14 protein-coding genes and 4 tRNA genes are annotated in these 13,529 nt (G+C 26.9%); all 18 read left to right on the top strand.

Features of this window, described 5'->3' with window-relative positions; all coding sequences use genetic code 11:
- Positions 1–708: 708 nt before the first annotated feature.
- The 18 genes from RI01_RS04030 (at position 709) to rplL (ending at position 13,410) form a co-directional block, all read left to right on the top strand.
- Positions 709–1,221: a hypothetical protein gene (locus RI01_RS04030; protein ID WP_017192708.1), complete on the top strand. Its 513-nt coding sequence runs from the start codon at positions 709–711 to the stop codon at positions 1,219–1,221.
- A gap of 931 nt (positions 1,222–2,152) precedes the next feature.
- Positions 2,153–2,228 (top strand) — tRNA-Glu (locus RI01_RS00500).
- Positions 2,229–2,281: 53 nt separating this feature from the next.
- Positions 2,282–2,358, top strand: a tRNA-Arg gene (locus tag RI01_RS00505).
- Between the two features lie 28 nt (positions 2,359–2,386).
- Positions 2,387–2,463: transfer RNA gene (locus RI01_RS00510), tRNA-Pro, on the top strand.
- 11 nt (positions 2,464–2,474) lie between these two features.
- Positions 2,475–2,549 (top strand) — tRNA-Gly (locus RI01_RS00515).
- A 244-nt stretch (positions 2,550–2,793) separates the two neighbouring features.
- On the top strand, positions 2,794–3,267 hold the full coding sequence (rplM, locus tag RI01_RS00520) for a 50S ribosomal protein L13 (RefSeq protein WP_017192709.1): 474 nt from the start codon (positions 2,794–2,796) through the stop codon (positions 3,265–3,267).
- Between the two features lie 5 nt (positions 3,268–3,272).
- A complete protein-coding gene (gene rpsI / locus RI01_RS00525) occupies positions 3,273–3,665 on the top strand; it encodes a 30S ribosomal protein S9 (protein ID WP_026052428.1) in 393 nt (130 codons plus the stop codon).
- A 122-nt stretch (positions 3,666–3,787) separates the two neighbouring features.
- On the top strand, positions 3,788–5,131 hold the full coding sequence (gene gltX / locus RI01_RS00530) for a glutamate--tRNA ligase (protein ID WP_017192711.1): 1,344 nt from the start codon (positions 3,788–3,790) through the stop codon (positions 5,129–5,131).
- 80 nt (positions 5,132–5,211) lie between these two features.
- On the top strand, positions 5,212–6,528 hold the full coding sequence (cysS, locus tag RI01_RS00535) for a cysteine--tRNA ligase (RefSeq protein WP_017192712.1): 1,317 nt from the start codon (positions 5,212–5,214) through the stop codon (positions 6,526–6,528).
- Between the two features lie 60 nt (positions 6,529–6,588).
- Complete coding sequence (locus RI01_RS00540; protein WP_017192713.1) at positions 6,589–9,003, top strand: HAD-IC family P-type ATPase; 2,415 nt, start codon at positions 6,589–6,591, stop codon at positions 9,001–9,003.
- A 37-nt stretch (positions 9,004–9,040) separates the two neighbouring features.
- The gene (gene rlmB / locus RI01_RS00545) at positions 9,041–9,739 is read left to right on the top strand and encodes a 23S rRNA (guanosine(2251)-2'-O)-methyltransferase RlmB (RefSeq protein ID WP_017192714.1); all 699 of its coding nucleotides are present in this window, start codon (positions 9,041–9,043) and stop codon (positions 9,737–9,739) included.
- 107 nt (positions 9,740–9,846) lie between these two features.
- Positions 9,847–9,990 (top strand): 50S ribosomal protein L33, encoded by a 144-nt coding sequence (rpmG, locus tag RI01_RS00550; protein WP_017192256.1) that lies wholly within the window; start codon positions 9,847–9,849, stop codon positions 9,988–9,990.
- A 27-nt stretch (positions 9,991–10,017) separates the two neighbouring features.
- On the top strand, positions 10,018–10,407 hold the full coding sequence (locus RI01_RS00555; RefSeq protein ID WP_017192715.1) for a hypothetical protein: 390 nt from the start codon (positions 10,018–10,020) through the stop codon (positions 10,405–10,407).
- 51 nt (positions 10,408–10,458) lie between these two features.
- Positions 10,459–11,082, top strand: coding sequence for a transcription termination/antitermination protein NusG (nusG, locus tag RI01_RS00560; RefSeq protein ID WP_017192716.1), 624 nt, complete (start codon positions 10,459–10,461; stop codon positions 11,080–11,082).
- Between the two features lie 137 nt (positions 11,083–11,219).
- A complete protein-coding gene (rplK, locus tag RI01_RS00565) occupies positions 11,220–11,645 on the top strand; it encodes a 50S ribosomal protein L11 (RefSeq protein ID WP_017192717.1) in 426 nt (141 codons plus the stop codon).
- Between the two features lie 95 nt (positions 11,646–11,740).
- Positions 11,741–12,430: a 50S ribosomal protein L1 gene (gene rplA, locus RI01_RS00570; protein WP_017192718.1), complete on the top strand. Its 690-nt coding sequence runs from the start codon at positions 11,741–11,743 to the stop codon at positions 12,428–12,430.
- Between the two features lie 69 nt (positions 12,431–12,499).
- Complete coding sequence (gene rplJ / locus RI01_RS00575; RefSeq protein WP_017192719.1) at positions 12,500–12,985, top strand: 50S ribosomal protein L10; 486 nt, start codon at positions 12,500–12,502, stop codon at positions 12,983–12,985.
- A gap of 47 nt (positions 12,986–13,032) precedes the next feature.
- Positions 13,033–13,410 carry a 50S ribosomal protein L7/L12 gene (rplL, locus tag RI01_RS00580; RefSeq protein WP_017192720.1) on the top strand — a complete coding sequence of 126 codons (378 nt, stop codon included), beginning with the start codon at positions 13,033–13,035 and terminating at the stop codon, positions 13,408–13,410.
- Positions 13,411–13,529 lie beyond the last annotated feature (119 nt).

The following is a 13,529-nucleotide window of genomic DNA, read 5'->3' on the forward strand; positions in this document are numbered from 1 at the left end:
AAAAGAAAAAAAGACTAACTTAATAGTTAGCCTTAAAGAATTTTTAAAAAGTAAAAAGTGTCTAAAGTTTTGGAACAGTTCAGTCCTTTTACGACTAAATTAATTAATAAAGTTAATTTTTTTGATTCTACACATATGTTAATCAACTTAATTCAACCTAAACGCGGTTTAGATCCTAATAAATATTTAAATATTTATTGCGGAAAGGAAAATTAAAATAATGATTCCTTATAAAATTTATTTTTTAATATTTCACATTTTTAGTTGTTTAATTGCTATATATATCATTTTAAAAACAAAATATTTAGATTTTATTATCGACCCTTCCAGTCGATTTTATAAAAGTAATTTTAAAACTTATATTAATAATAAAAAAGAATGTCAACAAAGTATACAATCAACTACAAAAAAATTAATCAAATTTCTCAAAAACAAAAGATTATTGATGACTCTCAAATTCTTACATCATATAAAAGTGTTTTTCAGAAATTGACTTTTTTAATCTTATTGACAATCATATCTACAATTATTTCTTATTTATTTTTAAAAAGTATTACTGATTTTAACAAATTAGTATACTACTTGTTTATATTTTTCGTTATCATAATCATTATTTATTTTATTTGTTATTGTTTATGTAATATTTATGTATTTACTAGTTTGATATTGCGTTTTTATTCTTTTTTAAATGCTATTCTTTATGGAATAATGTTAGCTTTTTTATATAGATTAGAATATTTAGTATTAACATTTTCCGAAAATAAAGAATTCGCTCAAATAATTTTAAAATATTTTTTATTATTTTTTGTTTTTACTCCTTTATTATTAACTTTAATTATTATTATTATTTTTATCAGTTTTTTATATAAAATAAATAAAATAAAATTAAATTCCAAATTTCATTCCTGTTTAAGAATTTTATTTATTGTTAGTATATTTAGTGGATCATATCGGATACCTGATTTATTATTACCTGAAGAAAATAAATCTTTTTGGTTTTTAATGTTTAATTTATTAGAATCTTTTTTTATTTTAATTTTATATACTTTAATTTGGGTAAATTATTTAAATCAATTAGATCGTTTTATTGAACAAAAAATACCAAAAAAATATGAATGGGTTTTAGTTTATTTTTTATTTGAAGCTTTTGTAATGTGTTTTATGGAGATTTTATTTATAATTTTAAACATTGTTAATTATTTTTTAAAAAAGAATAAATAAAAAAATATAAAATCTTGTATTATTTTTTATCGTGATATTATTCTGTTCTCGTTTTTTAAATATTTTTTTATTTAAATTGATGATTTATATTTTTTATTAAAGACTTTAAAAGATTTTGTTGCAATTCTTGCAAGATTTTATCCTTATTTAAAACCTATTTTTTAAAAAACTAGCAATAAACAAATTTTACCAATATTAAAGAGATTTGTTAACTGTTTAACTCATAACAAATACAAATATGTTATCAAATATAATAAAATTGTTGATGCAATAAAACAAATCAATATCAATTTTACAAAATCTTTCGACTTTAACAAGTTATAAAACTGTCTAAAAATGTTAAGCAGTGCACTAAATTAAGTATGAGCGATTTAGGGCCTATGCGAAACGATAATAATTTAAGGATAAAAAATTAATTAGATAATTTCATATCTTTTCAAACTAAGGAAATATTTTTTTTAAATTTCAAAAAGTTTCTAAAGTTTTGGGATATCTCAATGCCCAAACAATCAATCTCACTAAGTTTTAATTAAGAAATAATTGTTATTTTTTACAATAAAAAAAGACTATTTTGACTTAGTCTTTTTTTATTGTAAAAATTTTTTCTTTTTTTGTTTAATCAAAAGTTTTTTATATTATAATGAAATAGTCAATAATATAAAAATTAACATTTTCCAATATTTATTTATAGAATAAATATTTAATGTTTGTTTTCTATTGTTTTTTTACAAAAATTAATAAAAAAGATTGACTTTATTAAAAAATATTGTTAAAATCTTAAACGGTTAAAAATTAAAAGTTATTTTAAATTAATTAATTCATTTTGAGAAGAAATTAATTTAAAAATATCCTATTAATATTTCTTGTTAATAAAACTTATTTTTACTATTTTATTTCGCACTATTTTTTAAGATTTAAATTATACAAATATGGCCCGTTGGAGAAACGGTTAACTCACATGCCTTTCACGCATGCATTCACGGGTTCGAATCCCGTACGGGTCACCAATTTTAAATAAAACAACTTAAAAAAGCAACTCATAGCTCAATAATTGATATAGGCACTCATAGCTCAATTGGATAGAGCATCTGACTACGGATCAGAAGGTTAGGGGTTCGAGTCCTCTTGAGTGTGCCATTTTAATTTTAAATATACAATTTTGAAGCGGGAAGTAGCTTAGCTTGGTAGAGCGCCTGGTTTGGGACCAGGAGGTCGCGGGTTCAAATCCTGTCTTCCCGACCATTAAAACAAAGGCGAATGTCGTATAATGGCTATTACCCTAGCCTTCCAAGCTAGAGATGTGGGTTCGATTCCCATCATTCGCTCCACATCGATTTATTCCAATAAAAACAAAAAAATAAAATTAATTATTTTTTGATGTTTTTAAGAAATTATTGTCTTTTTATTAATATTATTTTTTTGTTTTTATTTGATTTTTTTTACAAAGCAAGTTGACATTTTGGCAGCAATGTATTATAATTAATAAGTACATTTAATCATTTTTCGCAATTTTAAAATTTGGATAAAAAAATTTTAAAATATAAAATTTTTCTAGGAGCAATATTATTATTCATGAATAACACAAACGTAGAACAAAAAAAAGAATTAAAATTAAACAATAAAACTATTAGCGTTAACGATCAAATGGTGACAAGAAAATGGTATATAGTAGACGCTGAAGGAAAAACTTTAGGACGTTTAGCAACTAAAGTAGCTTCTGTTTTAAAAGGCAAAGGTAAAACTCATTATACTCCTCATATTGATAATGGCGATTATGTAGCAGTTATTAATGCTTCTAAAATCCATTTAACAGGTAAAAAATGGGAACAAAAAACCTATTACAGACATTCAGGTTATCCAGGTGGTTTAACTAAAGTAATGGTTTCTGATATGTTGAAAAAATCTCCTACTTTGATTATTGAGAAAGCTGTTTTCGGCATGTTACCGCATACTAAACTTGGACGCCAAATGCGTAAAAAATTATTTGTTTATGCTAACGAATCGCATAGGCACGAATCACAAAAACCTAAAGCGTTAGAGGTATAATGAAAATGAATAAAAATCAATATTTTGGAACAGGCAGACGTAAAAGTTCTGTAGCGAGAGTTATTTTAACTTCTGGCACAGGACAAATTAAAATTAATAAAAGAGATTTTACTAATTATGTCCCTTCTCAAGAAACTCGTTTAGAAACTTTAAAACCCTTAAAATTAACTAATACTTTAGAAAAATATGATGTGGTTGCGAATGTTCATGGCGGCGGAATAACTGCCCAAAGCGGAGCGATCCGTTTAGGCATTGCTAGATCTTTATTAGAAGCCGAACCGAATTTAAGAGTTATTTTAAAAAAAGCTAGTTTATTGACTAGAGATTCACGTTGTGTTGAGTGTAAAAAATACGGTTTAAAAAAAGCTCGTCGTGCACCTCAATTTTCCAAACGTTAATTTATTTCTTAATAATATTTTTACCAGTATGAAGAGCCTTTTAAAAAAGGCTCTTTTTTAATTTTAAAAGACTTTATTAAAATAATTTATTATATAATGCGTTTATGAGAAGGAGAAAGTAGATGCAAAAAATAAGAGTGCGTTACGCCCCAAGTCCGACCGGTTTTTTACATATCGGTAACGCCAGAACCGCTTTATTTAACTATTTATTCGCTGCGCGTTATCAAGGCGAATTAATTATTAGAATTGAAGATACTGATTTAGCGAGAAACGTCGCTGACAGTGAAAAAAAACAATTAGAACAGTTAAATTGGTTAGGTATCAAATGGAACGAAGGACCTGATATCGGAGGTCCTTTAGGACCTTATAGACAATCCGAAAGATTAACTTTTTATCAAAAATATACCCAAATATTGTTAGATAAAAAATTGGCTTACAAAGAATACCAAAAAGATAATTCTAAATATGTAGTACGTTTTAAAGTTCCTGCTGAAACCAAATATGAGTTTAAAGATTTAATTCGAGGTTCTTTATCTTTTGATAGTAAAGAAATTGAAGACTGGATCATTATGAAAGAAAATGGTTATCCGACTTATAATTATGCTGTAGCGATAGATGACCATTTGATGGCGATTTCTCATGTTTTCCGCGGTGAAGAACATATTACCAATACTCCGAAACAAATAATGATTTATCAAGCTTTTGGGTGGGAAATACCTACTTTTGCGCATATTTCTTTAATTTTAAACGAACAGAAAAAGAAACTCAGTAAAAGAGATAAGAATGTAATTCAATTTATTGAAAAATACATGACTTTAGGTTATGTTCCAGAAGCTTTATTTAATTTCTTGTTTCTCTTAGGTTTCGCCCCTAAAAGTAATAAAACTATTTTTTCTTTAGAAGAAATGGTGTCTTTATTTGATAAAACACGCTTTATTAAAGCGCCCGCTATTTTTGATGTGCCCAAATTATCCTTTATTAATAGCCAATATTTGAAAAAAATGCCTCTTGTGGATTTAGTTTCTCAAACAGCCGTTTTTTTTAACCAAGCCAAGATTGTTATTTCTCAGGAGAAATTAACCAAAATAGTGTCTTTATTTCAAAGTAGAATTAGTTATCTAGCAGAAATAGTACACTTATACCAAAGATTTTTTGTAGAACCGAAAGAAGTTAAAGAAGAATTTTTAATCTTTATTAAAGAAAATAAAGGTTTTAACTTGGTGCAAATTCTATATAATATATTATATAAGTTAGAAAATTTTGATTCTGTTAACATCAAAGAAAGTATCGCTAACTTAGAACAACAATCACATTTAAAAGGTAAACATTTATTTATTTTAATTCGTATAGTATCTACTTTACAAATGAATGGCCCACATTTACCTATTTATTTAGAATTATTAGGAAAAGAAACTGTTTTAAAAAATATCCAAACTATTTTAAGCTTCTTATCTGAAAAGAATTAATTTATTAAGTTAAAAAACTATCTGATAAAAAACAATCATTAATTAACAAATATCTTGTTTTAAAAAGTAAAAGGAATATCATGTTGAAAATTTATAATTCATTAACCCAAAAAAAAGAAAAATTTACCCCTTTAACTGAAAATGAAGTTAATATTTATGTTTGTGGTCCAACTGTTTATGATCACCTTCATATCGGCAATATTAAACCTTTAATTTTTTTTGATATGATGAAAAGATATTTCACTTTATTAGATTTTAAGGTTAAATTAGTCGTTAATATTACGGATGTAGATGATAAAATCATTCAAACCGCTTTAGCTAACAACACCACAGAAGTCAAAATTTCTCAACATTATATTCAAGCTTTTTTTACTTTATTAAAAAAACTAGATATTGATACCATTGATAAATTTCCTTTGGTAACCAATTATATCAAGTCTATTATTAATTTTATCCAAGATTTAATGCAAAAAGGTTATGCTTATCTAACTAAAAAAGGCGTTTATTTTCGTGTTAATTTAATTGATAATTACGGTAGTTTAAGTAAACAAGATTTAACTAAATTGAAAAAAAATACTCGTAAAGAGTTAGATCCTCAAAAAGAAAATGTTGAAGATTTTATTTTATGGAAAAAAACCGAAACAGGAGTTCAATACGAAAGTCCTTGGTGTTTAGGCCGACCTGGTTGGCATACTGAATGTGTTGTCATGATTAAAGATATTTTTAAAACCACTATTGATATTCACGGCGGTGGCAATGATTTGAAATTTCCTCATCATGAAAACGAACAAGCTCAGTTTTTAGCTAGTCAAAAAAAACCTTTAACTAATTTTTTCGTTCATATAGGACGGGTGGATTACCAAAAACAAAAAATGAGTAAATCCTTAAATAACGTTGTTTTAGCGAAAGATGTGTTAAAAGATTTTGAAGCTAACGTGATTAAATTCTTTTTTTTATCGCATCATTACTTACAACCTATTAATTTTAGTTATGAATTGCTTTTACCTATACAAACTAAATATCATAAAATAGTTCATACTTTAAATAAAAACAATTTTCAATTAAAAATGAATCATAAAAAGACTTCGAGTAAAAAATTAGCTTATTTACAACAATTTCATCAGTTGATGCAAAATGATTTTGATACTCCTAATGTGGTCACTCTCATAGATAAAATTATCAAAGAATTGAATAAAACTTATGTTTTAACCGAAATGTCCGAATTACAAAACACTTTATTATATTTGTTTCAAAATTTAGGTATTTCTTTACCTTTAAAAAATATTATTCTCCAAGATGTAACTCTTTATCAAAAATGGCTTCAAGCTAGACAAAATAAAGATTTTAAACAAGCAGACCTTTTAAGAAAACTTTTAGAAGAAAAAAGTTTTATTTGAAAAAACATCTTTTTCCCAAAAAAATGATAAAGTCGATATCAAAAACGGTAGGTTATGATTATGAATAAAAAAACTGATAACAAATTTTTTAACCTTACAGGGCTTCCGCAAGTAGAAGTAGAAAAACAACTACAAGAAAGAAAAAAAAATCTTAAAAAAGATAAGAACATTAAAAGTGTGAAAGATATTATTGTTTCTAATGTTTTCACTTTGTTGAATTTATTAGTTTTAATCCTGTTTATTATTATTATGTCGATTAAAAGATACGATCAATTATTGTTTTTATTGGTTAATTTTTTAAATTTATCTTTAGGCATTGTCCAAGAAATTAAGGCTAAAAGAGTTTTAGATAAGATTTCTTTGTTAATGTCTAATGATACTTATGTAGTGCGCGATAGCGTTTTAAAGTCAGCTTCTATGAATGAAGTAGTAGTTAAAGACCTTTTATTTTTAGAATTAGGGGCTCAGATTGTAGCAGACGCTAAAATCGTTGAAGGCGCTTTAGAAGTAAATGAATCTTTTTTAACAGGAGAATCTAAATCGGTTTTCAAAAGTAAAGGCGATTTTTTATATTCCGGTAGTTATGTTGTTTCTGGACGTGCTTGTGCGAAAATTACGGCTGTGGGTGATGATATGTATATTTCTAAATTAACCCATGAAGCAAAAAAATATAAAAACATCAAAACCCCTTTAATGCAAAATTTCGCTAATTTAGTCATGGTGATAATTATTTTATTAATCCCTACTACTTTTATCTTTTATTTCTCTTATGAATCTCGCATTCGCACTGAATCAGAATTCCTTTTAGGTTTAAGTGGTTTTATGATAGGAATGATGCCTTCAGGTTTATTCTTATTGACTAGCATGTCCTTAGTGGTTGGTTTCGTTAATTTAGCGAAAAAGAACGCTTATATGAAAGATTTATTCGGGATTGAGGTGTTAACCCAAATAGATATTTTATGTTTAGATAAAACTGGTACTATTACTGATGGAACTATGGAAGTCAAAGAAGTTTATTCTTATCCGGAAGCCAAAAAAGTTTCTGAAGATTTAATGACTAGTATTATTAGCTCTTTTCCGGATGATAACCCAACACAAAAAGCTCTACATTATAAATTTTTAAAGAATGAGGATTCTCCTAAAGGAAATCATAAAATCAAAAAGATTGAGTTTTTCTCTAGTTTAAGAAAATATAGCGCCGTAGAATTTGAGCAAGAAGGTACTTTTCTTTTAGGAGCTCCGGAAATTATTTTCAAAAAAAAGTTTGCTAAAATCGAAAAAGATGTCGAAAAACACGCTAAAATGGGTTATAGAGTGTTATTATTAGCTCAAACTAATGAAAGTATAGAAAAAATTGATCATAATACTGAATATCAAGCCGTTTCCTTAATTATGTTAGAAGATAAAATTAAAGCAGATGCTTTTGATACTGTGACTTATTTTAAAAATTTAGGGATTCAAATGAAAATCATTTCTGGTGATAATCCTTCTACTATTTCTTATATCGCCCAAAGAATAGGCATTATTGAAAGCAAAAAACAAGCTATCAATTTAGCTGGTCTAAGCGAAAAAGAAATAATTAAAATAGCTCATAAATACGATGTTTTTGGGCGAGCAACGCCAGAACAAAAACAAATTCTAATTAAAACTTTGAAACAAAATAATAAAAAAGTCGCGATGATTGGCGATGGTGTTAATGATATTTTAGCTTTTAAAGAATCAGATATGTCGATCGCTATGGCTTCTGGTAGTCAAGCAGCTCAAAATGTAGCTAATTTAGTTTTAATTGATTCTAACTTTAGTTCTTTACCGCAAGTTGTTTCTGAAGGTAGAAGAGTGATTAATAATTTAGAAAAAAACTCAGTTTTATTTTTAGTAAAATCTATTTTATCTTTTTTATTAGCAGTCATTACTATTTTCCACAATTATTACTCTTTAATGGATGATATAATTTTCCCTTTTGATCCTTTAAAATGGAATTTAATTGATATCTTTTTCATCGGAACCCCGTCTTTCTTTTTATCTTTAGAACCTAACGATAAACCTTTGAATAAAAATTTTTTAAGCAACATTTTAAAAAACGCTTTTTTCTTCGCTTCTTTAATTGCTTTTAATTATATTTACTTATTGCATGTGAAATGGAGCGATCAAACGAATAGGCATGATAATGTGTCAGTCTTGTTGATGTTAATCACTTCCTTTATTTTCTGTTTCTTGTTTTTTAAGAACTGTCTTCCTTTTAATAAATGGAAAACATTATTATTTCACGTTATGATTGTAGGTTTTTTAATCTTTGGATATTTGACTTTCTTCAAAAAAATAGAATTCCAAAAAGTATTGTGCAATATTACTGATAAAATATATGAGCATTTAACGGTTTTTATACTTTTAACTATTATCAATATTATTTTGGTTTTAGGCATGATATTTATTAAACAATTAACTGCTTTTAAGCAGAAATTGTTTAATAAATAATGCTTATCAACGTAATTTCAAGGAAAGAATTAAAACCATGATTATTTATGGAAAAAATATCATCAAAGAGGCTATTAATGCTAAACGACCCATTTATAAGATATACATTGATGTAAAAATGACTGATACGGCGTTTTTAAACCATTTAAAAAACCATAATCTGACATATGAGATGTTAAATAAACACCAATTAAACGAAAAAGCGCAAAGCACTCAACACCAAGGAGTTGTTGCTGAAGTCCAAGATTATACTTATAAAAATTTAGTGGATTATTTATCGACCGATAAAAAACAAAAATTTTTAATTTTAGACGAAATACATGATCCTCACAATTTAGGAGCCATTTTAAGAAGCGTGGAAGCTGCTAATTTTGACGGCGTTATTATAGGTAAAAAACACCAAGTTCTTTTAAACGGAACAGTGGCTAAAACCTCTAGTGGAGCTTTAGAATACGTTAATATTTTTTTAGTTAATAATTTACACCATACTATTTTACAATTGCAAAAATACGCTATTAAGGTAATTGGAACCGATATGAAAGCAGAATTGGTGTTTAAAAAAATTCCTCAAAACGAATCTTTTGCTATTATTTTGGGTAATGAAGGTATCGGGGTTAGACCCTTATTGAAGAAAAATTGTGACTACTTAGTACGGATTCCTATGAGTGGAAAAATCAATTCTTTAAACGTTAGTGTAGCTGCGGCTGTGATTATGTTTGGTTTACAAATGAAATAAAATAATATATTTCGTTAATTTTCAAAAAATATGTTAAAATAAAGGGGATATATTTTGATTTACTTAAATTTATTTTTTATCTTTTAAAAAAAGAAGGATTCTGAAAAATGACTAAAAAAAATATTTTAATATGTGTTGTATGTTTAAATCGTAATTATCATACTGATGCTCATAATAGAAGTAATCGTTTGACTTTGAAGAAATATTGTCCTCACTGTAAACAACACGTTTTACATGAAGAATCTAGATAAATCAAATATTAAATTAGAGGAGTTTTTATGTCATATAAAAATAAAGAAGAAAAACACGCAAATCCTTTGTTTAAAATAATCAAACAAGAATACAGTTTGATCAATGTTTTTTTGATCGTTGTGACTATGGTATTTATGGGCTTTTTTGGCGATTTTATGAAACAAGATCAAGAAAAATCATTATATAAAGTCTTATTTGGTGCTGCTCTAGCGGTTTTCTTATTAAGTGTTTTTTTCTTGATGAGAAAAACTATGAAAGGCATGAAAGCGGTTAGCTTACCGACAAGTACGCAAATTTTTTTCCAAATTATACATGTTTTAATTTTTATCTTGATTTTAGTAACAATGAATACAATCTTTGAAACGCTTTATAAAGACTATATTTCCAAATGTAGTGGGTATTTTCAAAATAAATAAGATTATAATATTTAATAGAAAATAAATTATATTAATTTAGGGTGTTTGAATATGATAGATACAAAAGAAAAAGAAATAGATAAAGTTGTTAATAAAACGCAAGAAAAGCAACACAGCAAAAAAAACAACGATAATGAAGCTAAATGGTATATCATTCAAACTTATTCAGGTTATGAAAATTCTGTTAAAGAAGATTTATTAAGAATTGCTGATAGCGGAGTTGGTATTTCCAGTTTAATTTTAGACGCTATTTGTCCGAAAGAAACTTATTATAAAACTAAAGCCGACGGCACTAAACAAACAAGAGAGAAAAAAATCTATTCTGGTTATGTGTTTGTTAAAATGGTTGTGACTGATCATTCTTGGTTTGTGGTAAGAAACATTCCGAAAGTAACTGGTTTTTTAGGTTCTATTAGAGGAGGCGGTTCTAAACCCGTTCCTTTGAGCGATAACGAAATAAGACCTATTTTATTAAAAATGGGGATCATCACTAAGCCTAATTATGATTATTTAATTAGTAAACAGGTAGAAATCACTAACGGTTCTTTTGCTGGTCAAACTGGTAAAGTATCTTTTGTAGATCATAATCAAGATAAAATTATTGTTGAAATTGATTTATTCGGAAGAGCTACTCCTATCGAAATTTCTTTTGATTCTTTTAAAGAAATCCTTTAATGACTGTTTTTTGAATTAGTGTCTTTTTTAATGCTGTAAATATGTTATAATATTTCAGTTATTATTTTATTTTCTTAAATTTTTAAATATATAAATTTTTTTATAATACAAATTAATAAAAAAGAGGTTTGAATAAAATGGCTAAAAAAGTTGTAAAAACTGTAAAACTTCAAATTCCTGCAGGGAAAGCGAATCCAGCTCCGCCAGTAGGTCCAGCTTTAGGTCAGGCTCAAGTAAATATTCCGACTTTTTGTTCCAAGTTTAACGAAGAAACTAAAGATCAAACGGGTTTTGTTATTCCAGTTATTATTTCTGTTTACGATGATAGAAGTTTTACTTTTGTTACTAAAACTCCGCCAGCTAGTGATCTTTTGAAAAAAACTGCTAATATCCAAAAAGGTTCTGCTAACGCTAGCAAAAGTAAAGTAGCAACCATTAAATACGAACAAATAGAAGAAATCGCTAAATTAAAAATGTCTGATTTAAACGCTTATACAGTTGACAGTGCTTGTAAAATAATAGAAGGTACTGCACTTAATATGGGTATTGTAGTTGAAAAATAATTTGTTTCCCCTATTAGTGGAAACAAATATTTTTAATGATTTTATTTTGAATAACGTCCTAGAAAGGTTTTAAATTTTACACAGGTTTTTTAAATATGAAAAGAAGTAAGAAATATTTAGCTATGCGTCAAATGATAGATTCTAAGAAATCTTATTCAGTTTCGCAAGCAGTTGATTTAGTTCAACAAACTCAATTAGTTAAATTTGATTCCACTGTTGAATGTGTTTTTTCTTTAAATCTTGATCCTAAAAAATCAGAACAAAATATTCGTGGTGCTTTAGTGTTGCCTCATGGTAGCGGTAAAAAGCTAAAAGTAGCTGTTCTAGCTAAAGGGATGAAAGTTAAAGAAGCTGAAGAAGCTGGTGCTGATATAGTAGGAGACCAAGAATTAGTGAATAAAATCGCTAAAAATTGGTTAGATTTTGATGTTTTAATTGCTACTCCTGAAATGATGCCAAGTGTGTCCAAATTAGGACGTGTTTTAGGTCCTAAAGGTTTAATGCCTAACCCTAAATTAGGGACAGTTACAGACAACTTAGCTCCTTTGATTAAAGATATTCAAAAAGGGAGAATAGAATATAGAGTTGATAAAAATGGTAATTTACACACTATTTTAGGAAAAACTTCTTTTAGTAAAGAACAATTATTGGAAAATGCTCAGTTTTTATACGAACATATAACTTCTGCACGACCTAAAACAGTAAAAGGTAATTTTATCAAATCCATGACTCTTTCTTCTACGATGGCTCCTGGTGTTAGAGTTGATCATACTTTAATGAGTTAAAAAAACTTTTTTGAAAACATATTTGTAATGCACGATATATACAAATAAATAGAAAGGGATGAAAAAGATATGTTAAGACCTGTTATCGAACAAAAAATAGAAAACGTTAACGCTTTAACGGAAAAAATAAACAAATCTAAATTAGTGGTTTTATTTGAATATAAAGGTCTTAAAGTGAGTGATTTTACTCAATTAAGAGTGCAGTTAAGAGAATTCGGCAGCAATATCAAATTATATTCTAATAACATCATTAAAAGAGCTTTTACTTCTGTTGATCATCAAAATTTAGCTGATTTTCAACACTCAAAAGCTTTATTATTTAGCGAAGATGACTTAATTTCACCGTTAAAGACTTTATATGATTTTTCTAAAACAAATAAATTTGTTAAAATTTCTTCTGGACTTGTTGAAAATAAAATATATTCAGTTGAAATGATGTATGAGTTAGCCGCTTTGCCTTCAAGAGAAGTATTGTTAACTATGTTAGCTTCAGGTATGTTAATGCCTTTAAAAGAATTATCCGTTGGATTAGATATTTTATCTAAAAAAGAATAATAAATATAAAATTGTTAAAATGATAATAAAAGAGAGGAAACAAACAAATGGCTAAATTAACTAAAGAGGTTTTTATTGAATCTTTAAAAGGGATGTCTTTATTAGAAATTAAAGAATTAGTAGATGGATTAAAAGAAGAGTTCGGAATTGATCCTTCTGCACCATTAGCTGTAGCTGGTAACGGTGCTGACTCAGTTGCTGCAGTTGAAGAACAAACAGAATTCCAAGTTATTTTAAAAAACTTTGGTTCTAGCAAATTAGCTGTTATTAAAGCTATCCGTGAAATTACAAACTTAGGATTAGCAGAAGCTAAAAAATTAACTGAAACACCTGATGCTGTTGTTAAAGAAAATGTTAGCAAAGACGAAGCGGAAGAAATTAAAACTAAATTAGAAGAATTGGGCGCTAAAGTAGAATTAAAATAATATTCGTTAAAAAATATTATTAGTAAAAAACCTGAGAAAAAAATCTTAGGTTTTTTATTGTCTTTTGACTTATATTTTTTTATCAGATAAAAGGATTATTTTAAGGGTTTGATTTTATC

Origin of the sequence: Italian clover phyllody phytoplasma str. MA1, from assembly GCF_000300695.1 — a bacterium.
GTDB lineage: Bacteria > Bacillota_I > Bacilli_A > Acholeplasmatales > Acholeplasmataceae > Phytoplasma.

Bases quoted from the DNA above. Each gene is read 5' to 3' on its own strand.
- RI01_RS04030 (WP_017192708.1), top strand. From the start codon at position 709: ATGTTAGCTTTTTTATATAGATTAGAATATTTAGTATTAACATTTTCC.
- rplM (WP_017192709.1), top strand. From the start codon at position 2,794: ATGAATAACACAAACGTAGAACAAAAAAAAGAATTAAAATTAAACAAT.
- rpsI (WP_026052428.1), top strand. From the start codon at position 3,273: ATGAATAAAAATCAATATTTTGGAACAGGCAGACGTAAAAGTTCTGTA.
- gltX (WP_017192711.1), top strand. From the start codon at position 3,788: ATGCAAAAAATAAGAGTGCGTTACGCCCCAAGTCCGACCGGTTTTTTA.
- cysS (WP_017192712.1), top strand. From the start codon at position 5,212: ATGTTGAAAATTTATAATTCATTAACCCAAAAAAAAGAAAAATTTACC.
- RI01_RS00540 (WP_017192713.1), top strand. From the start codon at position 6,589: ATGAATAAAAAAACTGATAACAAATTTTTTAACCTTACAGGGCTTCCG.
- rlmB (WP_017192714.1), top strand. From the start codon at position 9,041: ATGATTATTTATGGAAAAAATATCATCAAAGAGGCTATTAATGCTAAA.
- rpmG (WP_017192256.1), top strand. From the start codon at position 9,847: ATGACTAAAAAAAATATTTTAATATGTGTTGTATGTTTAAATCGTAAT.
- RI01_RS00555 (WP_017192715.1), top strand. From the start codon at position 10,018: ATGTCATATAAAAATAAAGAAGAAAAACACGCAAATCCTTTGTTTAAA.
- nusG (WP_017192716.1), top strand. From the start codon at position 10,459: ATGATAGATACAAAAGAAAAAGAAATAGATAAAGTTGTTAATAAAACG.
- rplK (WP_017192717.1), top strand. From the start codon at position 11,220: ATGGCTAAAAAAGTTGTAAAAACTGTAAAACTTCAAATTCCTGCAGGG.
- rplA (WP_017192718.1), top strand. From the start codon at position 11,741: ATGAAAAGAAGTAAGAAATATTTAGCTATGCGTCAAATGATAGATTCT.
- rplJ (WP_017192719.1), top strand. From the start codon at position 12,500: ATGTTAAGACCTGTTATCGAACAAAAAATAGAAAACGTTAACGCTTTA.
- rplL (WP_017192720.1), top strand. From the start codon at position 13,033: ATGGCTAAATTAACTAAAGAGGTTTTTATTGAATCTTTAAAAGGGATG.